Annotated in this window: 20 protein-coding genes and 1 tRNA gene; 15 read left to right on the top strand and 6 right to left on the bottom strand. The window is 69.8% G+C overall.

Annotated elements, in window-relative coordinates; all coding sequences use genetic code 11:
• Nucleotides 1–2: 2 nt before the first annotated feature.
• The 13 genes from CEP17_RS06935 (at nucleotide 3) to der (ending at nucleotide 13,007) form a co-directional block, all read left to right on the top strand.
• The gene (locus tag CEP17_RS06935; protein ID WP_112931721.1) at nucleotides 3–1,712 is read left to right on the top strand and encodes a CTP synthase; all 1,710 of its coding nucleotides are present in this window, start codon (nucleotides 3–5) and stop codon (nucleotides 1,710–1,712) included.
• Nucleotides 1,705–2,370: an NUDIX hydrolase gene (locus tag CEP17_RS06930; RefSeq protein ID WP_036317856.1), complete on the top strand. Its 666-nt coding sequence runs from the start codon at nucleotides 1,705–1,707 to the stop codon at nucleotides 2,368–2,370. Before CEP17_RS06935 ends, CEP17_RS06930 begins: the two co-directional genes overlap by 8 nt.
• Nucleotides 2,371–2,407: 37 nt before the next feature.
• A complete protein-coding gene (xerD, locus tag CEP17_RS06925) occupies nucleotides 2,408–3,334 on the top strand; it encodes a site-specific tyrosine recombinase XerD (protein WP_039416349.1) in 927 nt (308 codons plus the stop codon).
• A gap of 92 nt (nucleotides 3,335–3,426) precedes the next feature.
• Nucleotides 3,427–4,065, top strand: a complete 639-nt coding sequence (locus tag CEP17_RS06920; RefSeq protein WP_112931720.1) for a vitamin K epoxide reductase family protein — start codon at nucleotides 3,427–3,429, stop codon at nucleotides 4,063–4,065.
• 73 nt (nucleotides 4,066–4,138) lie between these two features.
• A complete protein-coding gene (locus tag CEP17_RS06915; RefSeq protein ID WP_112931719.1) occupies nucleotides 4,139–5,395 on the top strand; it encodes an aminotransferase class V-fold PLP-dependent enzyme in 1,257 nt (418 codons plus the stop codon).
• Nucleotide 5,396: 1 nt separating this feature from the next.
• Nucleotides 5,397–6,494 carry a hypothetical protein gene (locus CEP17_RS06910; protein WP_112931718.1) on the top strand — a complete coding sequence of 366 codons (1,098 nt, stop codon included), beginning with the start codon at nucleotides 5,397–5,399 and terminating at the stop codon, nucleotides 6,492–6,494.
• 87 nt (nucleotides 6,495–6,581) lie between these two features.
• A complete protein-coding gene (locus CEP17_RS06905; protein WP_112932893.1) occupies nucleotides 6,582–7,466 on the top strand; it encodes a ParA family protein in 885 nt (294 codons plus the stop codon).
• Nucleotides 7,450–8,298 carry a ScpA family protein gene (locus tag CEP17_RS06900; RefSeq protein WP_112931717.1) on the top strand — a complete coding sequence of 283 codons (849 nt, stop codon included), beginning with the start codon at nucleotides 7,450–7,452 and terminating at the stop codon, nucleotides 8,296–8,298. Before CEP17_RS06905 ends, CEP17_RS06900 begins: the two co-directional genes overlap by 17 nt.
• A complete protein-coding gene (gene scpB, locus CEP17_RS06895; protein ID WP_039416354.1) occupies nucleotides 8,288–8,896 on the top strand; it encodes an SMC-Scp complex subunit ScpB in 609 nt (202 codons plus the stop codon). The genes CEP17_RS06900 and scpB overlap by 11 nt, the downstream gene beginning before the upstream one ends.
• Entirely contained in the window at nucleotides 8,893–9,663 is a 771-nt protein-coding gene (locus CEP17_RS06890; protein WP_112931716.1) for a pseudouridine synthase, read from the top strand. Before scpB ends, CEP17_RS06890 begins: the two co-directional genes overlap by 4 nt.
• 11 nt (nucleotides 9,664–9,674) lie before the next feature.
• Nucleotides 9,675–10,796 carry a prephenate dehydrogenase gene (locus tag CEP17_RS06885; RefSeq protein WP_039416356.1) on the top strand — a complete coding sequence of 374 codons (1,122 nt, stop codon included), beginning with the start codon at nucleotides 9,675–9,677 and terminating at the stop codon, nucleotides 10,794–10,796.
• The gene (gene cmk, locus CEP17_RS06880) at nucleotides 10,793–11,494 is read left to right on the top strand and encodes a (d)CMP kinase (RefSeq protein WP_112931715.1); all 702 of its coding nucleotides are present in this window, start codon (nucleotides 10,793–10,795) and stop codon (nucleotides 11,492–11,494) included. The genes CEP17_RS06885 and cmk overlap by 4 nt, the downstream gene beginning before the upstream one ends.
• On the top strand, nucleotides 11,484–13,007 hold the full coding sequence (gene der / locus CEP17_RS06875) for a ribosome biogenesis GTPase Der (RefSeq protein ID WP_112931714.1): 1,524 nt from the start codon (nucleotides 11,484–11,486) through the stop codon (nucleotides 13,005–13,007). The genes cmk and der overlap by 11 nt, the downstream gene beginning before the upstream one ends.
• A gap of 27 nt (nucleotides 13,008–13,034) precedes the next feature.
• Here the strand turns inward: der and CEP17_RS06870 are convergent, their stop codons facing one another.
• Together CEP17_RS06870 and CEP17_RS06865 are read right to left on the bottom strand one after the other, a co-directional pair.
• Entirely contained in the window at nucleotides 13,035–13,775 is a 741-nt protein-coding gene (locus CEP17_RS06870) for an anaerobic ribonucleoside-triphosphate reductase activating protein (protein ID WP_112931713.1), read from the bottom strand.
• Nucleotides 13,745–15,574 (bottom strand): ribonucleoside triphosphate reductase, encoded by a 1,830-nt coding sequence (locus CEP17_RS06865; RefSeq protein WP_112931712.1) that lies wholly within the window; start codon nucleotides 15,572–15,574, stop codon nucleotides 13,745–13,747. The genes CEP17_RS06870 and CEP17_RS06865 overlap by 31 nt, the downstream gene beginning before the upstream one ends.
• A 166-nt stretch (nucleotides 15,575–15,740) precedes the next feature.
• Between CEP17_RS06865 and CEP17_RS06860 the strand changes: the two genes are divergently transcribed.
• The gene (locus CEP17_RS06860; protein WP_112931711.1) at nucleotides 15,741–16,634 is read left to right on the top strand and encodes an NUDIX domain-containing protein; all 894 of its coding nucleotides are present in this window, start codon (nucleotides 15,741–15,743) and stop codon (nucleotides 16,632–16,634) included.
• A gap of 13 nt (nucleotides 16,635–16,647) precedes the next feature.
• Here CEP17_RS06860 and CEP17_RS06855 read toward each other — a convergent pair whose 3' ends face one another.
• Entirely contained in the window at nucleotides 16,648–17,040 is a 393-nt protein-coding gene (locus CEP17_RS06855; protein ID WP_039416363.1) for an RNA-binding S4 domain-containing protein, read from the bottom strand.
• A gap of 46 nt (nucleotides 17,041–17,086) precedes the next feature.
• Nucleotides 17,087–17,665, bottom strand: coding sequence for a GNAT family N-acetyltransferase (locus tag CEP17_RS06850; RefSeq protein WP_112931710.1), 579 nt, complete (start codon nucleotides 17,663–17,665; stop codon nucleotides 17,087–17,089).
• A gap of 92 nt (nucleotides 17,666–17,757) precedes the next feature.
• Between CEP17_RS06850 and CEP17_RS06845 the strand changes: the two genes are divergently transcribed.
• Nucleotides 17,758–17,831, top strand: a tRNA-Pro gene (locus CEP17_RS06845).
• A gap of 246 nt (nucleotides 17,832–18,077) precedes the next feature.
• Here CEP17_RS06845 and CEP17_RS06840 read toward each other — a convergent pair.
• Entirely contained in the window at nucleotides 18,078–18,494 is a 417-nt protein-coding gene (locus CEP17_RS06840) for an organic hydroperoxide resistance protein (protein ID WP_112931709.1), read from the bottom strand.
• On the bottom strand, nucleotides 18,491–19,882 hold the full coding sequence (locus tag CEP17_RS06835; RefSeq protein WP_112931708.1) for an MFS transporter: 1,392 nt from the start codon (nucleotides 19,880–19,882) through the stop codon (nucleotides 18,491–18,493). Before CEP17_RS06835 ends, CEP17_RS06840 begins: the two co-directional genes overlap by 4 nt.
• Nucleotides 19,883–19,885: the final 3 nt, after the last annotated feature.

The following is a 19,885-nucleotide window of genomic DNA, read 5'->3' as shown; positions in this document are numbered from 1 at the left end:
CCGTGACGGACACTCATTCAGCAGGTAAGACGGCGGGCAAGACTTCAAGCGACACCACCAAGCACATCTTCGTGACGGGCGGTGTCGTTTCGTCTTTGGGGAAGGGTCTGACCGCCGCGTCTTTGGGTAATCTGCTGACAGCGCGCGGACTGCGCGTGGTGATGCAGAAGCTCGACCCGTACCTGAACGTCGACCCGGGCACGATGAACCCGTTCCAGCACGGCGAGGTGTTCGTCACCGACGACGGGGCGGAGACCGACCTCGACATCGGCCACTACGAGCGCTTCCTCGACATCGAGCTGAGCCAGGCCGCCAACGTGACCACGGGGCAGATCTACTCCCAGGTGATCGCACGCGAGCGCCGCGGCGAGTACCTCGGCGACACGGTGCAGGTCATTCCGCACATCACCGACGAGATCAAGCGCCGCATGCGTCTGCAGGCCGACGAGACGCCCAAGCCGGACGTGATCATCACGGAGATCGGCGGCACCGTCGGCGACATCGAGTCGCAGCCGTTCATCGAGTCGGCGCGCCAGATCCGCCATGAGCTCGGGCGCAAGAACGTCTTCTTCGTGCACGTCTCCCTCGTGCCGTTCATGGGCGCGTCGGGCGAGCAGAAGACCAAGCCCACCCAGCACTCCGTGGCCGCCCTCCGCTCCATCGGCATCCAGCCCGACGCCCTCGTGCTGCGCAGCGACCGTCCCGTCACCGAATCGAACAAGCGCAAGATCGCCTTGATGTGCGACGTCGATGAGGATGCCGTGGTCAACGCGGTGGACGTGCCGTCGATCTACGACATTCCGACCATGCTCAACGAGCAGGGCCTCGACGGCTACATCGTCGACGCGCTGGGCCTTACGAACAAGGCCGCCGAGGTCGATTGGACGCGCTGGAGCAAGGTGCTCAACGCGGTCCACAACCCCAAGCACGAGGTGACGATCGGTCTCGTCGGCAAGTACATCGATCTTCCGGACGCGTACCTGTCGGTCACCGAGGCCCTCAAAGCCGGAGGATTCGCGCAGGAGACGAAGGTCCAGGTGCAGTGGATCGCCTCCGACCTCTGCGAGACGCCCGAGGGTGCCGAGAAGGCGCTCGGCGCGCTCGACGGCATCGTCGTTCCCGGTGGCTTCGGCATCCGCGGTATCGAGGGCAAGCTCGGCGCGCTGCGCTTCGCCCGCGAGCAGGGCATTCCCACGCTCGGCATCTGCCTGGGACTGCAGTGCATGGTCATCGAGTACGCGCGCAACGTCGCCGGTATCGAGGGGGCGTCGTCCAGCGAGTTCGATCCCGACACCACGCACCCGGTGATCGCGACGATGGCCGAGCAGGTCGACATCATCGACCACGGCGACATGGGCGGCACGATGCGGCTCGGGCTCTACGAGGCCGAACTGGCCGAGGGGTCGCTGGCGGCGGAGGTCTACGGCGCCGAGCGCGCCAGCGAGCGTCACCGCCACCGCTACGAGGTCAACAACCGCTACCGCGATCAGATCGCCGACGCCGGCATGCGGTTCTCGGGGCTGTCGCCCGATCATGGGCTCGTCGAGTACGTCGAGCTGCCGCGCGAGGTGCACCCGTACTACATCGCCACGCAGGCCCACCCCGAACTGCGTTCGCGGCCGACCGAGGCGAACCCGCTGTTCCGCGGTCTCATCGCGGCGGCGCTGGAGCGGCACCGCTCGAGTGAGCTCTTCGAGGTGGAGGGTGACTGACCCGAGCGGTGCGGAGCCGCTGGCCGACGAGGCAGTGGACGTCGAGGTCGTCCGCAGTGAGACGCCGTTCGTCGGTCGGGTATGGAACATCCGTCGCGACGAACTCGCCTACAACGGGACGTCCATCGTCCGCGAGTACATGGATCACACCGGCGCAGTGGCGGTGTTCGCGCTCGACGAGAACGATCGGGTGCTGCTCATCAAGCAGTACCGTCACCCCGTGCGACTGCGCGACTGGGAGATCCCTGCGGGGCTGCTCGACATCGGAGGGGAGTCGCCGCTCGTGGCGGCCCAGCGTGAGCTCGCCGAGGAGGCGGACCTGGTCGCGGCATCCTGGCACGTGCTGGGGGAGTTCATGACCTCGCCCGGCGGCAGCGACGAGACCATCCGCATCTACCTCGCGCGCGACCTGCGTGCGGCGGACGAGACGTTCGCGCGGGAGGCGGAGGAAGCCGACATCGAGGTGCGGTGGGTGCCTCTGGACGAGGTCGTCGACGCCGTGCTCGCGCGCCGCGTGCAGAATCCGTCTCTGGTCGTCGGCACGCTCGCCGCCCACGCGTCGCGTGCGCGCGACTGGGCGACGCTGGCTCCGGGCGACGCCCCCTGGCCGCGGCGGTCGCGGCGCATCGGCGAGGACGGATCCGGCCTCGCGCGATGACGCGTGTCGGTGAGCGTTCCTCGCGGCCGGTGATGCGGTGAGGCTCGAGCGTGCGGTCGACGCATACCTGCGTCACATCACGATCGAGCGCGGGCTCTCCGAGCACACGATCGCGGCCTACCGCCGTGACCTCGAAGGCTATCGCGAGTGGCTTGCGGCCGCCGGCGTCGAGGACACGTCGGCGATCACTCCGGCGCTGGTCGCGCAGTTCGCCGCCGATCGCGCCGCTGCTGATCCACCGCCCGCGGCGACGTCTCTGGCGCGGTTGCAGTCGTCCGTGCGCGGCCTGCACCGCTTCCTCGTGCGGGAGGGCATCGAGACGTCGGACGCGAGCGATCGCCTGACCCCGCCGAAGACCCCCCAGCGCCTGCCGAAGGCGTTGACGATCGATCAGATCGGCGCGCTCCTGGATGCCGCGGGCCCCGCACCCGGCGCCGCGACCGAGACCGATGTGATCCGACTTCGCGACCGCGCCCTGCTCGAACTGCTCTACGCCACCGGTGCGCGCGTCTCGGAAGTGATGCAGCTCGACGTCGATGACATCGCCGGCGACGCCGACCTGCTGCGCGTACGCGGAAAGGGACAGAAGGAGCGCATCGTGCCGGTCGGCTCGTACGCTCGGGCCGCCGTCGACGCCTATCTGGCGCGCTCGCGCCCGGAACTTTCACGTCGCGGGCACGCGACCCCGCGATTGTTCCTCGGCGCGCGCGGGGCGCCTCTGTCGCGCCAGAGTGCGTGGCTGATCATTCAGGCGGCGGCCGAGCGGGCGGGCCTGCGCGCGCACGTGTCGCCGCACACCTTCCGGCACTCCTTCGCGACGCACCTCCTGCAGGGCGGGGCCGACGTGCGCGTCGTGCAGGAACTGCTCGGTCACGCATCGGTGGCGACGACGCAGATCTACACGCACGTGACCGTCGACGCCCTGCGCGACGTGTACCTCACGTCGCACCCGCGGGCACGCTGAGCCGCGCGCGGATGTCGGCTCCCGCCGCCGCGGCGGTATAAATACGGCGCATCGAGACGACGCGACGACCGACGGCGAGAGACGATGGCGCCATGATCGTTGCGCCTTCCGCCCCCGCGACCACCGCCGCGACGCCTCGCCTTCACCTTCCGGGGCGCGGTCTTGCGATCTGGTGGATCGTCGCCGGGGCGCTCGGCGGCATCGTCGCGTTTCTGCTGTACCTGGAGTACATCGGCCAGCTGACCGGTGGCACGCCGCTGATCAGCTGCAGCATCAGCCCGATCGTGACGTGCGGGCCGAACCTGCTGTCGCCGGGTGGCAACCTGCTGGGATTCAGCAACGCGATCATCGGCATCATGCTGTTCTTCGGGCCGGTCTACGCCGGTGTCTCGGCCCTCGCCGCGCCCGGAGGGCTGCGTACGTGGTTCTGGCGCGTGTACGCGATCTTCGTCGCCGGTGCGTTCGTGTTCGTGCACGTGCTCGCCTACCGCAGTGTCTTCGAATACGGCTCGCTGTGCCCCTGGTGCATGGTCATCTGGCTCGTGACGATCCCGCTGTTCTGGACGGTGCTGGGGTGGACCCTGGCCGACGGCGTCTGGGGCAGTGCGGTCGGCGTGCGGCGCATCGGCGTCGCCGTGCTGTCGTGGCTTCCCCTCGTCGTCGTGCTGGACTACCTCGTGATCGCGGTGGCGGCCCAGGTGCGACTGGACGTCATCGGCAGTCTCATCTGAACCTCGGCGGCGTCCGGATCTTTCACGGCCGGAGCCCCGACGCGGACCCGAGAGGTCCGACCACAATGGCGGAATGGATGCCGCGCGCCGACCGACCCGACGAGGGCTGTTCGGCCGGCATGCCGACCGCGCGTCCGGCGCGCCGACGGCCGGAGCCGGCGGCCGACCGGGCTTCGAGTATCTGAGCGCCGACGAGGTCTACCTCGACTCCGCCTGCCAGACGCTGCGACCGCAGCCGGTGATCGACGCCGTCCAGGACTACTACCAGCGCCTCTACGCCTGCGGAGGGCGTGTGCGCTACGACGCGGGGCGCCGGGTGGATGCCGAGGTGGCACGGGTCCGAGAGCGGGTCCTGGCCACCCTGGGGGTGTCTCCTCGCCACTACTCGTGCGCCTTCACACTGAACACGACGTACGGACTCAACCTGCTGCTGTCGGCACTGCCGCCCGGGCGCTTCGCGCGCATCGTCACGACCGTCACCGAGCACAACGCCGTGTTCCTCTCGACGATCGCGGCCGCGCGGCGCGCCGGCATCCCGCGCGTCGTCGTGGAGCGAGACGACGACGCCCGCGTGCTCGTCGATCCCGAGGCGGTGCGGGACGCCGTCGTGGTCGTGTCGGCGATGGACAACGTGATCGGCGCCGTGACGCCGGACCTTCGTGAGCTCATCGCGAGCGTGCACCGCGGGGGCGGCATCGTGATCGTCGACGCGGCTCAGGCGGCGGGTCACGCGTTGGACGCTCTTCGCGGTCTCGACGCCGACGCGATCTGCTTCTCGGCGCACAAGATGTACGGCCCCTCGCTCGGTGTGGTCGTCGCCACCCGTGAGCTGCTGCTCTCACTCGATCCCGTCCTGGTGGGCGGCGGCCAGGTCAGTGCCGTCACGGCCGACGACTTCGCCCTGCTGCCCGACCCCCACACGCGGCTCGAACCGGGTCTGCAGGCATGGGCGGAGATCATCGGGTTCGGCGCTGCATTGGACTGGCTCGGCGACGTCCGCGGCGCCGGCGGCGAGACACTGTCCGCGTACGAAGCCCGACTGGGCGCGCGACTTCACGACGGCCTCGCCGCGCTGCCGCGTCTGCAGATGATCGGTGCGGCGTCGCCGGTGATCTCGGTGCTGCCCGAGCGCGTCGACGGGCACCGGCTCGCCGCCTTCCTCGCGCGCGCCGGCATCGCCGTCCGCAGCGGCGCGTTCTGCGCGCACTACTGGATTCTCGAGCGCCGCGGCCTCGGGCCGCTCGTGCGCTTCAGCGTCGGCGCCCACAACACCGACGCGGACATCGACCGCACGCTCGAGGTCATGACCGCGATGATGAAGGGACTGTGACATGGTCTGCATCGTCGCGTTCATCGTCGTGCTGGTGCTCTCGGCGGTATCGGCGAAATACCGCAGGCTTCTCGGCACGGCGTGGAGCTGCGCGTGGCGTCGGGTGACCATGCGTCCGTGCGACACGACGTTCCGCGACGACGTCAAGAACTCGCTGCTGGCGCCTCTGGCGCTGCGGGCGCCGCGACTGGTGCGTCCGGCCAGCATCGCGATCGAGGTGGTCGCGTGGCTCATGGTGCTGAGCCTCGTCGTCAGCCTCTATCTCGTCGGGCGCAGCGGCCTGAACCTCTTCGTCTACGGCACCTGCGACAAGCAGAACGCGCAGGCCTGCTCGCTGGCCGCACAGGCGTGCTCGATCGACGCCGGCCAGCCCGGCTTCTGGGAGTCGATCGGAGAGGGCGACGTCTTCGGCGCTTTCGGACGCGAGTTCGCGTCGGTGGGCGACACGATCGCGACGATCCCGAGTCGACTGCGCACCTGGGATGCCGCGGACTTCGCCTCCGCCGACGCCACCTATCTCGGCGGGTACACCGCCGGGCGTCCCACGGCGCTGGAGGTTCTCGATCCCGGATGCCGCTACTGCGCGCAGTTGTTCCGCAACATGCGCGACGCCGGCTTCGACGGCACACACAACGTGACCTACCTCGCGTATCCGATCCGCGGCGGCTTCGGTGACAAGTTCGCCAACTCGCAGCTGGTCGCCACCTATCTCGCCGCGACCCGCGCGTTCGAGGCCGAACGCGCGGCCGCGGGCCCGTCGAACGCCGCTGCCGCACCGACCGGGGACTGGTACATCCTCGAGCAGCTGTTCACGACGCAGGCGTCCGACGGCACCACGACCCAGGAATGGATGAACGCCGCGAGCGCCGCCGACGCGACCCAGCGACTGCAGCAGTGGCTGACCGACGACGGCTACACCGCGGACGATGTCGCGCGGATCGTCGCCCTCACCGGATCGCCGGAGGTCTCGGCATCCCTCCAGCACGCACGCGACGTCGTCGAGAACGAGATCCGGACCGTATCGATCCCGTCGCTGATCGCCGGTGGAGGGCTTCACGCCGGGCTCGTCGACGTCGACACCCTGCGGGGCCTCGGCTGAGCCGCCGCCACCCTGTGCGAGAATCGAGGAACACGGCGGCGCAGGTCCGTCCGGCCCTGGGAAGGGCATCAGGAAGCAGGAGTGTCGGTGGCGGATAAGACGCGGGGGACGAAGAAGGCCCTCTCGGAGGACGTGCCCATCGGTCCCACCGGTCGGCCGTACCAGGGCTTCCCGACCCCGCCGCCGCTGTCGGCGCACGGCCCCGCGCGCATCATCGCCCTGTGCAACCAGAAGGGCGGCGTCGGCAAGACGACGACCACGATCAACCTGGCCGCCTCGCTTGCCCAGTACGGGCGTCGCGTGCTCGCCATCGACTTCGACCCCCAGGGTGCGCTGTCGGCGGGCCTGGGCATCCAGACCCACGACATCCCGACGATCTACGACCTGCTGCTGGACACCAAGCGCGACCCGCACGAGACGATCGTGCACACCTCGGTGGACGGGCTGGACGTCATCCCCGCCAACATCGACCTGTCGGCGGCGGAGGTGCACCTCGTCAACGAGGTCGCCCGTGAGACGATCCTCGCCCGCGTTCTGCGCAAGGTCGCGGGGGAGTACGACGTCATCCTCATCGACTGCCAGCCCTCCCTGGGTCTGCTGACGGTCAACGCGCTCACGGCGAGCCACGGCGTGCTCATCCCGCTGGAGTGCGAGTTCTTCGCCCTGCGCGGGGTCGCCCTGCTCATCGAGACGATCGACAAGGTGCGCGACCGGCTCAACCCGGCGATCGAGCTGGACGGTGTGCTCGCGACGATGTACGACCCGCGCACGCTCCACTCGCGCGAGGTGCTCGAGCGCGTCGTGGAGGCGTTCGGCGACGACGTCCTCGAGACGGTGATCGGGCGCACGGTGAAGTTCCCAGACGCGTCGGTGTCGGGCGTTCCCATCACGACGTTCGCCCCGGAGCACGCCGCCGCCCAGGCCTACCTGCGCCTCGCGCGGGAGCTGGTGGCTCGTGGCGCCGTCGCCTGACGACCCCGAGGTCGCCACCGCGGAGACTCCGACCGCTTCGGAGAGCGAGTCGACCGGGTTCCGGGTCTCCCTCGCCAACTTCGACGGCCCGTTCGACCTTCTGCTGACGCTCCTCGGCAAGCATGAGCTCGACATCACCGAGATCTCCCTCAGCCGGGTCACCGACGAGTTCATCTCGTATCTGAAGGGTCTCGAGTCCGACGACGAACTGGATCAGGCCTCCGAGTTCCTCGTCGTGGCGGCGACGCTGCTCGACATGAAGGTCGCCGGTCTGCTGCCGCAGGGTGAACTCGTGGATGCCGAGTCCGTCGCCCTGCTCGAAGCGCGCGACCTGCTGTTCGCGCGGCTGCTGCAGTACCGCGCGTTCAAGGAGGTGTCGGCCTGGTTCGAACGGAGCCTCCGTCGCGAAGACCGGCGGCACGTGCGCGCGGTGCGCCTCGACGAGAAGTACCGTCGCGCCGTTCCCGAGCTCGTCTGGACGCTGTCGAAAGAGGACTTCGCCGCCCTCGCGATGCTCGCCTTCGCCCCCAAGGAGATTCCGCACGTCGGGCTCGACCACCTGCACGCGCCGCTCGTATCCATCCGCGAGCAGGCCGCGATCGTCGTGACGCTGCTGCGTGACGCCGGAACCCTCAACTTCCGAGAGCTCGTCGCCGGGGTCGCGCAGACTGGTGTCGTCGTCGCGCGCTTCCTCGCGGTGCTCGAGCTCTACCGTCACGCCGCCCTCTCGTTCGAGCAGATCGAGCCGCTCGGCGAGCTGACCCTGCGCTGGACCGCCGAGCGGTGGTCCGAAGAGAACCTCGCCACCCTGGGAGCCGACTATGACCACTGAGACCGACAGCGACACCGCCCCACCGGTGCGCTCACAGGAGCCCGCTGACGTCGCGCGCCGCATCGAGGCCATCCTGCTGATCGTCGACGAGCCGCAGAGTCTCGTCGCCCTCGCCGCCGCCGTCGGTGCCCCGGTGCCGACCGTTCGTCAGGCCGTCGAAACGCTCGTCGCCGACTACGACGGCGAGACGGGCGGCCCTCGCCGTGGTTTCGAGCTTCGCGAAGTGGGTGGCGGCTGGCGGCTGTACGTGCGAGATGAGCACGACGACCTCATCGCCGAGTACGTCGGCGGCCAGGCCCCGTCGCGCCTGTCGCAGGCGGCGCTGGAGACGCTCGCCGTCATCGCGTACAAGCAGCCCGTCACGCGCAGCCAGGTCGCCTCGATCCGCGCCGTCAACGTCGACTCGGTGGTGCGCACGCTGCTGGCGCGAGGCCTCATCACCGAGCTGTTCACCGACCCCGAGACCGGCGCGATCAACTACGGCACGACGGACGCGCTGCTGGTGAACCTGGGCATCAACTCCCTCGACGAGCTACCGCACATCTCGCCGCTGCTCGACGACGGCTCGGACGGTTTCGACGCGGAGGTGCTGCGATGACGAACACAGCGGATGCCGAGGGCGTGCGCCTGCAGAAGGTGCTCGCCAATGCCGGAGTCGCCTCGCGTCGGGTCTGCGAGCAGTACATCGTGGAGGGCCGGATCCGCGTGAACGGAGAGGTCGTCACCGAGCTCGGACGCCGCATCGACCCGGCATCCGACCTCGTCGATGTGGACGGCACCGCGATCCAGCTCGACACCACCAAGCGCTACGTCATGCTCAACAAGCCGACCGGCGTCGTCTCGTCGATGAAGGACGAGCAGGGCCGACCTGACCTCCGCCGTTTCACGAAGGACTGGGACGAGCGGCTCTACAACGTCGGCCGGCTGGATGCCGAGACCTCGGGACTGCTCGTGCTGACCAACGACGGCGAGCTCGCCCATGTGCTGGCCCACCCCTCCTTCGGGGTCACGAAGGTCTACATCGCCAAGGTCACAGGTCGCGTGACCGCCCAGACGATCGCACAGCTGACCGCGGGCGTCGACCTGGAGGACGGTCCGATCGCCGCCGACAAGGCGCGCCTGCTCGACACGTCCGGGGGCACTTCCCTCGTCGAGCTCACGCTGCACTCTGGACGCAACCGCATCGTCCGGCGCATGATGGCCGCCGTCGGTCACCTCGTGCTCGACCTCGTACGGCGTCAGTTCGGGCCGCTCCACCTGGGAACCCTCCCGGCGGGGCGTGCCCGCGAGTTGACTACAGTGGAACGCGGCGCGCTGCTCACCGTGGCGCGCCAGGCGGCGCCTACGCCGCCCGGGGACAGCTGAGGCGGAGAACAGTGACCGAACAGGCCGTTGCCGATCTGCGCACCCGCGCGGCCCGCACCTCCGGCACGGTCCGGATTGTCGGTGCCGGGCTGCTCGGTGCCAGCATCGGCCATGCGTTGCGCGCGCTCGGCGTCGACGTCGCGCTCGCCGACGCGTCGCCCGCGCAGTTGCGGCTCGCGATCGACTACGGTGCCGGTCGTGCGGCACGTGACGACGACCGCCCGCTGCTGGTCGTCGTCGCCGTTCCGCCGGACGTGACGGCCGACGTCGTCGCCGACGAGCTGGCCGCATTCCCGGATGCCGTCGTCACCGATGTCGCCAGCGTCAAGCTCGACCCTCTGCACGAGCTCCGGGAGCGCGGCGTCGACCTGACGCACTACATCGGCTCGCACCCGATGGCGGGTCGTGAACGCGGCGGGGCCATCTCGGCGCGCGCGGACATCTTCGTGGGCCGTCCGTGGGTCGTCTGCCGCGATGCCGAGACTCCGGCATCCGATCTGGCCCTCGTCGAGGGACTCGCCCTCGACCTCGGCGCGACTCCCATCGAGATGACGCCGGAAGAGCACGACCGCGCCGTCGCGCTCGTGTCGCACGTGCCGCAGCTGGTGGCATCGCTGCTGGCCGGGCGGTTCGTCGACGCCCCCGACGGCTCGCTGCGTCTGGCCGGGCAGGGCGTGCGCGACACCACGCGTATCGCGGCCTCGGCGCCCGAGCTGTGGGTGCAGATCCTGGGTGCCAACTCCGCCCCGGTCGTCGACGTGCTCGACGCACTCTCCGATGACCTGCGCGCCGTGGCCGACGCCCTCCGCGCCCCCGACGCCCCCGGCGCACGTCGCGCCGTCGCCGACACGATCCGTCGCGGCAATGACGGGGTGGAGCGTCTTCCCGGCAAGCACGGGCAGAACCGGCGATACGAGAGTCTCGTCGTCATGGTCGACGACACGCCGGGGCAGCTCGGACGCCTGTTCGGCGAGCTCGGCGAGCTCGGGGTCAACGTCGAAGACCTGCGCCTGGAGCATTCGCCCGGAGCGCAGTTCGGTCTGGCCGAGATCAGTGTCGACCCGACCATCGTCCGTCACGCCGAGGAGGGCCTTCTCGCACGCGGCTGGAAGATCGCGAGCCTGCCCTCATGACCGTCACCATCGCCATCGACGGGCCCGCCGGTTCGGGCAAGTCCAGCGTGTCCAAACAGGTCGCGCGCGCACGCGGCTACGGCTACCTCGACACCGGCGCCGCCTACCGTGCCCTCGCATGGCACGTGCTGGCGCGGGGGACGGGCGCTGCCTCCGACACGGCGGACGAAGCCGTCGTGGTGGCTGCGGCATCCGACTTCCCCTACGCCATCTCGCTCGACCCCGACGACTACTGGGTGCGCGTGGGAGAGACCGACGTCACCGCCGCGATCCGTGAGCCGCGGGTGACCGCCGCCGTCAGCGGCGTCGCGCGCGTTCCCGCCGTGCGCGCGCAGGTCAACGAGCTGTTCCGCCGGCTCGTCCGCGAGTCGGGCCGTCCCGGTGTCGTCGTCGAAGGCCGCGACATCGCCACCGTCGTCGCCCCCGACGCGGCGGTGCGGATCCTCCTCACCGCCGCACCCGACGTGCGCGCCGCCCGGCGCAGCGCGGAGCTGTCCGGCGAAGACGCCGGCGCCGTCGCCGCGGCGCTGCACCGCCGGGATGCCGCCGACAGTGCCGTCGTCGACTTCCTCACCGCCGCCGACGGCGTGACGGTCGTCGATTCGACCGATCTCGATTTCGCTCAGACCGTGGAGGCCGTCCTCGACGTGATCTCTGCGACTGTCCCCACCCCACAGGAGAACCACGATGGCCGCTGAAGACGAGTACGAGGCCGGTCCCGACCAGATCGAAGAGAAGCTCGCGAACCTCGACGAGGAGCTCGCCGAACAGCGGGCCGCCGCGCTGCGCGCGTCGCTCGCCGACTACGACCTGGACGACGAGGACGACGACCTGCTCGCCGGCTTCACCGCCGGCGGCGAGGTCGTCGAGATGCTGCCCGCGCTGCCGGTCGTCGCGATCGTCGGACGGCCGAACGTCGGCAAGTCGGCGCTGGTGAACCGCATCCTCGGCCGGCGCGAGGCGGTCGTCGAGGACACGCCCGGCGTCACGCGTGACCGCGTCACCTACAAGGCCGAGTGGATGGATCGCCGCTTCTCGCTCGTCGACACCGGCGGGTGGGAGCCCGATGCCCGCGGCATCGACCGGTCGGTCGCCGCGCAGGCAGAGGTCGCCATCGACCTGTGCGATGTCGTGCTGTTCGTCGTCGACGCCATGGTCGGCGCCACCGCGACCGACGAGGCCGTCGTGAAGCTGCTGCGCACGACGAAGAAGCCGGTCTTCCTCGTCGCGAACAAGATCGACGACGCCCGCCAGGAGCCCGAGGCCGCGGCGCTGTGGAACCTGGGCCTCGGTGAGCCGCACCCCGTGTCGGCCATCCACGGTCGCGGGGTCGCCGACCTGCTCGACGAGGTCATGAAGGTGCTGCCGGAGGTCTCGGCGGTCGCCAAGGGCGAGCTCGGCGGACCGCGTCGCGTCGCGATCCTCGGCCGCCCCAACGTCGGCAAGTCCTCGCTGCTGAACAAGGCCGCAGGTGAGGAGCGCGTCGTCGTCAACGAGCTCGCCGGCACCACGCGCGACCCGGTGGACGAGGTCGTCGAACTCGGCGGCAAGCTGTGGCGCTTCGTCGACACCGCCGGCATCCGCCGTCGGGTGCACCTGCAGCAGGGCGCCGACTTCTACGCGTCGCTGCGCACCTCGGCCGCGCTCGAGAAGGCCGAAGTGGCCGTCGTCGTGCTCGACGTCTCGCAGTCGATCAGCGTGCAGGATCTGAACATCATCGACCTCGTGCTCGAGTCGGGACGCGCGCTCGTGCTGGCGTTCAACAAGTGGGATCGCCTCAACGACGACGACATGGAGAACGCCGACCGGCGCCGCTATCTGGAACGCGAGATCGAACAGGACCTCGCGCACGTCGCGTGGGCTCCGCGCGTGAACATCTCCGCGCGCACGGGTCGCCACCTCGACAAGCTCGTCCCCGCGCTGGAGACGGCTCTCGAGTCATGGGATCAGCGCATTCCGACCGGAAAGTTCAACGCGTTCCTCGCCGAGCTCATCGCGGAGCACCCGCATCCGCTGCGCGGAGGCAAGCAGCCGCGCATCCTCTTCGGCACGCAGGCGGGCACCCGCCCGCCCACGTTCGTGCTGTTCACCACCGGGTTCCTCGACCCGGGCTACCGCCGGTTCATCCAGCGGCGCCTGCGCGAGATCTTCGGCTTCGAGGGCACGCCGATCGTCGTCAACATGCGGGTGCGCGAGCGTCGCCAGCGCTGAGCGCGCGTCTTCGCTCCTGCCCCGCCCTCAGCGGATGACCAGCGAGCGGAACCGCTCCACCGGCAGGTCGTCCAAGCACAGGGGAGCAGCCTCGGCATCCGTCGCGCTCACGCGGGGCAGTGGCTGTCGAGCTCCCGTCTCGCGGAACCGCTGCACGGCCCACGTGTCGACGCCCGCGTCGGCGAGACGGCATCCGAGTTCGCGCAGTCCCGCGTCGTCGATCGCCGCCGGGTGCACGGTGGTGCGCACCTCGTAGTCGAGCGGGTGATCCGATCCGGCGCGCAGCAGCCGGTTGCCGAGCACGAGTTCGAGCGAGCGCCAGGCGTGTCCGCCGCTGGGGGCGCGGCCGGTGACGGTGGCGTAGTCGTCGGGCACGGCTTTGATGTCCAGTCCCACCCAATCGACGTAGGGCAGCGCACGAGCCAGCAGCCCCGGGTAGGCGCCCGCGGTGTGCAGGCCCACCCGGAAACCGAGCGTGCGCACCATCTGCATCGCCGGAACCAGCGCGTGCTGCAGGGTGGGCTCGCCGCCGGAGAAGACGACGCCATCGAGCAGTCCCATCCGTTCGCAGAGCAGGTCGGTGACGTCGGCCCACGTGACGGCGCCCTCCGCCCGCGGATCGATGAGCGCCGGGTTGTGGCAATAGAAGCAGTTCCACGGGCAGCCCTGCAGGAAGACCGTCGCGGTCATCATGTCGGGCCAGTCCACGGTCGAGAACGCCGTGACCCCCGCGATGTTCAGTTCGCAGGCTGCAGCGGTGCGGACCATGTCGCCTCCTCGGCGGGAAGGGCAGCGGAGAAGTACTCCCGCTCCTCAGCTTCGCCCTTCTTCCCGATGTTGAAGCTGGCGATCGGCCGGAAGTAACCCATCACGCGCGTCCACACCTCGCACGCGGCCCCGCAGTCGGGGCACTGCTCGTGGTGGCCGGACCGGTAGCCGTGACGGGGACAGATCGAGAAGGTGGGTGTCACCGTGATGTACGGCAGTCGGAAGCGCGACAGCGACCGGCGGACGAGTTCGCGGCAGGCCGCGGCCGACGGCATCGCTTCTCCCATGTAGAGGTGCAGCACCGTTCCGCCGGTGTACTTCGCCTGCAGCGCCTCCTGCATCTGCATGGCGAGGAAGGGGTCGCTCGTGTAGCCGACGGGCAGCTGCGACGAGTTCGTGTAGTAGGGGTTGTCGGCGGTGCCCGCATGGCGGATGCCGGGAAGGCGCGCGATGTCTTCCTTCGCGAACCGGTAGGTCGTTCCTTCGGCGGGCGTGGCCTCGAGGTTGAACATGTGCCCGGTCTGCTCTTGGAACTCGACCATGCGCGCGCGGACGTGGTCGAGCAGGCGCGTGGCCAGGCTCATGCCGCGTGCGGTGGTGATGTCGTCGGCATCGCGCGTGAAGTTGCGGACGTACTCGTTGAGGCCGTTGACGCCGATCGTGGAGAAGTGGTTGTCGAGCGTGCCGAGGTAGCGCTGCGTGTAGGGGAAGAGGCCGCCGTCGAGGTGGCGGGCGATGACGGCGCGCTTGGCGACCAGGCTGTCGCGGGCGATCTCGAGCAGTTCGTCGAGGCGGGCGATGGCGGCATCCTCGTCGCCGGAGTGCACGAACCCGAGGCGCGCGCAGTTGATGGTCACGACGCCGATCGACCCGGTCTGCTCGGCGGAGCCGAACAGTCCGTTTCCGCGCTTGAGCAGCTCGGTGAGGTCGAGTTGCAGCCGGCAGCACATCGAGCGGATCATGTGCGGGTCGAGGTCGGAGGTCACGAAATTCTGGAAGTAGGGCAGGCCGTACTTGGCGGTCATCCCGAAGAGGGCGTCGGTGTTGGGGCCGTGCCAGTCGAAGTCCTTCGTGATGTTGTAGGTCGGGATGGGGAACGTGAAGGCGCGGCCGTCCTGGTCGCCCTCGGTCATCACGTCGATGAAGGCGCGGTTGATGACGGCCATCTCCTCGGACAGGTCGCCGTAGGCGAACGCCTGCACCCGGCCGCCGACGAGGGGATGCTGATCGGCGAGGTCGTCGGGGCAGACCCAGTCGAAGGTCAGGTTGGTGAACGGTGTCTGCGTGCCCCAGCGGGAGGGCACGTTGAGGTTGAAGATGAACTCCTGCATCGCCTGGCGCACCTCGTTGTAGCTCAGGTCGTCGATGCGCACGTAGGGGGCCAGATACGTGTCGAACGAGCTGAACGCCTGCGCACCGGCCCACTCGTTCTGCAGCGTTCCGAGGAAGTTGACCAGTTGGCCGAGGGCGCTGGAGAAGTGGCGGGGAGGTGCCGAGGCGATCTTCCCGGGCACGCCGTTGAAGCCCTGCTCGAGCACCATCCGCAGCGACCACCCGGCGCAGTAGCCGGCGAAGACGTCGAGGTCGTGGATGTGGAGATCGCCCTCGCGGTGCGCCGTGCCCGCCTCGGGTGCGTAGACCTCGTCGAGCCAGTAGTTGGCGATGAGCTTTCCCGCCGCGTTCAGGATCATGCCGCCCAGCGAGTACCCCTGGTTCGCGTTCGCGTTGACCCGCCAGTCGGCGCGGGCGAGGTACTCGTCGATGGTCTCGGCGACGGAGACGGAACGGGGGGAGGTCATGATGATCCTGCCTTCGATATCTAGGGAGGCGAGCTTGGTCTGACCACAATATGTGGGGGTGTGAGTCGCTGTCGCGTCCAGATGTGGGCGTGTCGGGGAGTCATGCGCCGTGCAAAAACTTCGCCACAGGGCGGTCCCTGCCCGAGCGGTGTGACAGGCTGGGCGGGTGACGATCGTGCCTCCCGCCCCCGGCGAGCCGCGCCGCCCCGACGGGCCGCGTGATCCGGGTGACGCGTGGGTCGTGGCCGACGATGGCACGCGCTACTGGGGGCGCTTCGGTGCCGCGGGCCTGCTCGCCGTCGATCCGCAGCGCGGCGTGCTCTTGCAGCACCGCGTGGCCTGGAGCCACTTCGGCGACACGTGGGGGTTGCCGGGTGGTGCGCGCCATCAGGACGAGTCCGCATGCGAGGGGGCGTTGCGCGAGTCGGCGGAAGAGGCGGGAGTGCCGGCATCCGCCGTGCAGCCGCGCCTGATCAGCGTCTACGACGTGGATGTGTGGACGTATGCGACGGTCGTCGCGGATGTCGTCGTGCCGTTCGAGCCGGTGATCAGCGATCCGGAGAGCCGTGAGCTGGCGTGGGTGCCCGTGGATGCCGTCGACTCCTTCCCGCTGCATCCGGGCTTCGCCGCGTCGTGGCCGCTGCTGCGGTCGCTGCTCGAGGTGCACCCGGTCGTGGTGGTCGACGCAGCGAACGTCGTCGGATCAGTGCCCGACGGCTGGTGGAAGGATCGGGCGGGTGCGACCGCGCGGCTGCTGGAACGGCTGCGCGCACTGTCGATGCAGGGAATGGATGCCGGGCGGCTGGGGCTTGCCGCGGACGTGTGGTTCCCCGAGCTGCGTGTCGTGGTCGAGGGCCAGGCGCGGGCGGTCGAGGAGGTTCCGGGACTCACGGTGGTGCGCGCCGACGCCGAGGGTGACGACGCGATCGTCGCGGAGGTCGCCGCGCTTGCTGCTGCGGGCCGGAGTGTGGTCGTGGTGACGAGTGACCGGGAACTGCGGGCGCGTGTGGGTGCGCTCGGTGCCGTGGCGCACGGGCCGTCGTGGCTCGACCTCGACTGAGATCGCTCGGCGGTCAGTCGTCGTCGGTCGCGTAGCCGGTGACAGCGTCGCGTCCGCGCAGGCGGTCGATGTCGCGGCGCTCGCGCTTGGTGGGCCGGCCGGCGCCGCGGTCACGGACGGCGAGTTGGGCGACCGGCTCGCGCGGCGGTGTGCGGTCCTCCGCGGCGAGGGCGGCGACCGGTGCGCCGACGCGTTTGGTGAGCAGCTGGCGGACGACGAGGATGCGGTCGAACCCGGCGATGCGCACGCGGATCTCGTCGCCGATGCGCACCGCCTGGGCGGCTTTCGCTTTCTCGCCGCCGACGCGCACATGCCCGGCGCGGCACGCCGTGGTCGCGGCGGAGCGGGTCTTGTAGACGCGCACCGCCCAGAGCCACGCATCGATGCGGACGGACGGCTCGCTCATCCCTCGATTCTGCCCTGTCGGATTCTTCGGTGTGGTGAGCGGGCGATCAGGCCACGGTGAGGGAGACGATCGGGCGCCGGGCGCCCGGACGAGCGACTTCGATGAACCCGGCATCCTCGAAGCTCGACAGCGCGCCATGGTAGAGGTCGTTCGACGACGTCTTTCCCGCGTCGGTGTCGACGGGGTAGCCCTCGATGACCCGTGCGCCGTGGGAGCGGGCGTGCTCGACAGCGGCGTCGAGCAGGCGCCGGGCGAGCCCGTGACCGCGGAACTCCTTGCGGACGACGAAGCAGGTGATCGCCCAGACGGATTCGTCGTCGAACGGCTCGGGCGACTGCTGGAAGGCGCGGGTGGCGGCCAGCCGAGGCTGGTCGGGTCGCGGTGAGACTTTCACCCAACCGGCGGCGATGCCGTCGACGTAGGCGATGAGCGCGGATGCCGGGGTGGCCGCGAGGTCTCCGCGCAGCAGCTCGCGACGCTCATCGGTGGTGGCGGCCTGGAAGTCCTTGTTGCGCAGCATCCACCACTGGCACCAGCACGAGGCGCCGTCGCCTCCTCCGGTGAGGGCGTGCTCCGCATCGGCGAAGCGATCGGCCGATGTCGGCAGGATCTCGATCTGGCTCATGACGAGACCGTACTCCGGACTTGCGACACGCGTTCGCGAGCGCTCCGCGGAACCGGTAGGATAGGGGAGTTGTCCGCGAGCGGACAGCAGACCGGGATGTGGCGCAGCTTGGTAGCGCACTTGACTGGGGGTCAAGGGGTCGCAGGTTCAAATCCTGTCATCCCGACCGGATTGAGGATGTTCAGACCACTGGACGAGGTGAGCCTCATAGAGGTCGACGAAGAACCTCCCGCAGTGATGCGGGAGGTTCTTCTCATTTCCGGCGTGACGGGCTCGGCATCGCGACCACTAACCTCGGCTGCCGTGACAGCTGTTGTCGACTTCTTCAAAAAGCGCCGACAGGCGAGGCTCCCGCCCATTCCCTGCTGGCGCCTCGTATCGTTGCCGAGCGGGTGCGCCTGTGGGGCGCCGCTCAGGCGACCTTGATCGTGACATCCAGGTTGTTTCGGGTCGCGTGGGAGTACGGGCAGATCTGGTGTGCGGCGTCGACGAGCTCGCGGGCCTGGTCGGCGGGGACGCCGGGTAGCACAGCGGTGAGGGCGGCGGCGAGTCGGTAGGCGCCGTCGGTGTCGGCTCCGATGCTGACGCGGGCGGTGACGCTGGTGTCGTGAAGGGAGACCTTGCGCATGCGTGCGGCGAGCTGGAGGGAGCCGTGGAAGCAGGCCGCGTAGCCGGCGGCGAAGAGGATCTCTGGGTTGGCTGCTCCACCAGGGCCTCCCATCTCGACGGGGATGCGCATGTCGATGTCGAGGGTGCCGTCGGGGGTATCGACGTGGCCGGAGCGGCCGTCTCCGTGAGCGGTGGCCTCGGCGGTGTAAAGGATATTCACGGTTGTTCCTTTCGTGGGGCGGTCTGGGCGCGGGGCTGGAGGGAGCGGGATGCAATCAGAGATGCGGCGGCCGCGATCGCGGCGAGCAGTGCGGCGATGAAGAAGGTGGTCTGCGCGGCATCCAATGGGCCGTTCGCTGCCGTGTCCGACTCAGCGGCGAGCGTGGCGTAAAGGGCGCCCATGGCGGAGGCGCCGGTGATGAGGCCGAGGTTGCGGGAGAGCCCGAGTGCGCCGGCGATGGCGCCGCGCTGCGTGGGGTCTGTAGCGCTGAGGGTGTGGGTGTTGTTGGCGGCGAGGAAGAGCTGATAGCCGGGCGTGAGGACGAAGAGGGCGCCGATGTAGCCGGCCACGCCCCACCAGGTGGGCACCGTGGCGAGGGCTGCGGCGCCGACGGTCAGGGCTATCAGGCTGACGGTGATCATGACGGGTGGTGAGGTGCGGTCGACGAGTCGCCCGGCGAGGACGCCGCTGATCGCAGAGATCACGGGACCGACGGCCATGACGAGCCCGACGAGGGGGAGTGATAGCTGCAGTCCGTCGTGGAGGGCGTAGGGCCCGACGACGAGCGTGGTCATCATGACCGTGGCGACGAGGACGTTCGTGATCATGCCGGTCGTGATGGTCCGGTGGCGCAGCATCGCTGGGGGCAGGACGGGGGCGTCGGCGCGTCGCTCGACGGCGAGGAAGCCGATCAGAAGGGCTGCGGCGCCGATCAGGAGCGGTGCCGTCGGCCAGTTCGGCATCGGCGCGGTGAGCGCGAGGGCGTACGCGGCGATGCCCGCGCCGAGGAGGACGTTTCCGGTGGCGTCGAAGCGGTGGCGCGGACGAGTGATCGTTCGCGCTGAGGGGACCGTCAGGGCGAGGGGCAGTGCCGCCGCCCCGAGAAGGGCCATCATCCAGAAGGGCGATGTCCACCCGCCCCATCCGATAAGCGCGCCGCCGAGAGCCGGTCCGAGTGCCGTGCCCACCGCGGACGTCGTGCCGAGGAGCCCCATGATGCGGCCGGTGCGGCCGTCGGCAACGAGGTCCCTCGCGAGGGCGAGCGGCAGCGCCGTCATCACGGCCGCTCCGACTCCCTGGACACCGCGCGCGATGACGAGCGTCACGAGCGACGGGGCGAGAGCGCCAGCCACGGCGCCCACGGTGAAGATGGAGATTCCCGCGAGTAGCACCCGGCGCCGGCCCCACCGGTCACCTGCTGATCCGGCGGTCACGCTGATCGAAGTGACCGCCAGTAGGTAAGCGACGACAACCCACTGCACCTGACCCGGCGTCGCGGTGAACGCCGTGACGAGCGCGGGCAGCGCGACGTTCGCGGCGCTCGTGCCCACCGAGGCCGTGAGTATGGCAAGAGCGAGCCCAGCGACGGCTCGAGATGGTGTGGACATGGA

It is taken from the genome of Microbacterium sp. PM5 (genome assembly GCF_003293595.1).
Taxonomy (GTDB): Bacteria; Actinomycetota; Actinomycetes; order Actinomycetales; family Microbacteriaceae; genus Microbacterium.
This window is presented reverse-complemented; position numbering and strand designations above follow the sequence as displayed.

Excerpts from the sequence above, each read along its gene's own strand:
- scpB (WP_039416354.1), top strand. The coding sequence starts at position 8,288 with ATGACCACTGAGACCGACAGCGACACCGCCCCACCGGTGCGCTCACAG.
- CEP17_RS06835 (WP_112931708.1), bottom strand. The coding sequence starts at position 19,882 with ATGTCCACACCATCTCGAGCCGTCGCTGGGCTCGCTCTTGCCATACTC.
- der (WP_112931714.1), top strand. The coding sequence starts at position 11,484 with ATGGCCGCTGAAGACGAGTACGAGGCCGGTCCCGACCAGATCGAAGAG.
- CEP17_RS06850 (WP_112931710.1), bottom strand. The coding sequence starts at position 17,665 with ATGAGCCAGATCGAGATCCTGCCGACATCGGCCGATCGCTTCGCCGAT.
- CEP17_RS06870 (WP_112931713.1), bottom strand. The coding sequence starts at position 13,775 with ATGGTCCGCACCGCTGCAGCCTGCGAACTGAACATCGCGGGGGTCACG.
- CEP17_RS06915 (WP_112931719.1), top strand. The coding sequence starts at position 4,139 with ATGGATGCCGCGCGCCGACCGACCCGACGAGGGCTGTTCGGCCGGCAT.
- CEP17_RS06920 (WP_112931720.1), top strand. The coding sequence starts at position 3,427 with ATGATCGTTGCGCCTTCCGCCCCCGCGACCACCGCCGCGACGCCTCGC.
- CEP17_RS06865 (WP_112931712.1), bottom strand. The coding sequence starts at position 15,574 with ATGACCTCCCCCCGTTCCGTCTCCGTCGCCGAGACCATCGACGAGTAC.
- CEP17_RS06855 (WP_039416363.1), bottom strand. The coding sequence starts at position 17,040 with ATGAGCGAGCCGTCCGTCCGCATCGATGCGTGGCTCTGGGCGGTGCGC.
- CEP17_RS06890 (WP_112931716.1), top strand. The coding sequence starts at position 8,893 with ATGACGAACACAGCGGATGCCGAGGGCGTGCGCCTGCAGAAGGTGCTC.
- CEP17_RS06910 (WP_112931718.1), top strand. The coding sequence starts at position 5,397 with ATGGTCTGCATCGTCGCGTTCATCGTCGTGCTGGTGCTCTCGGCGGTA.
- cmk (WP_112931715.1), top strand. The coding sequence starts at position 10,793 with ATGACCGTCACCATCGCCATCGACGGGCCCGCCGGTTCGGGCAAGTCC.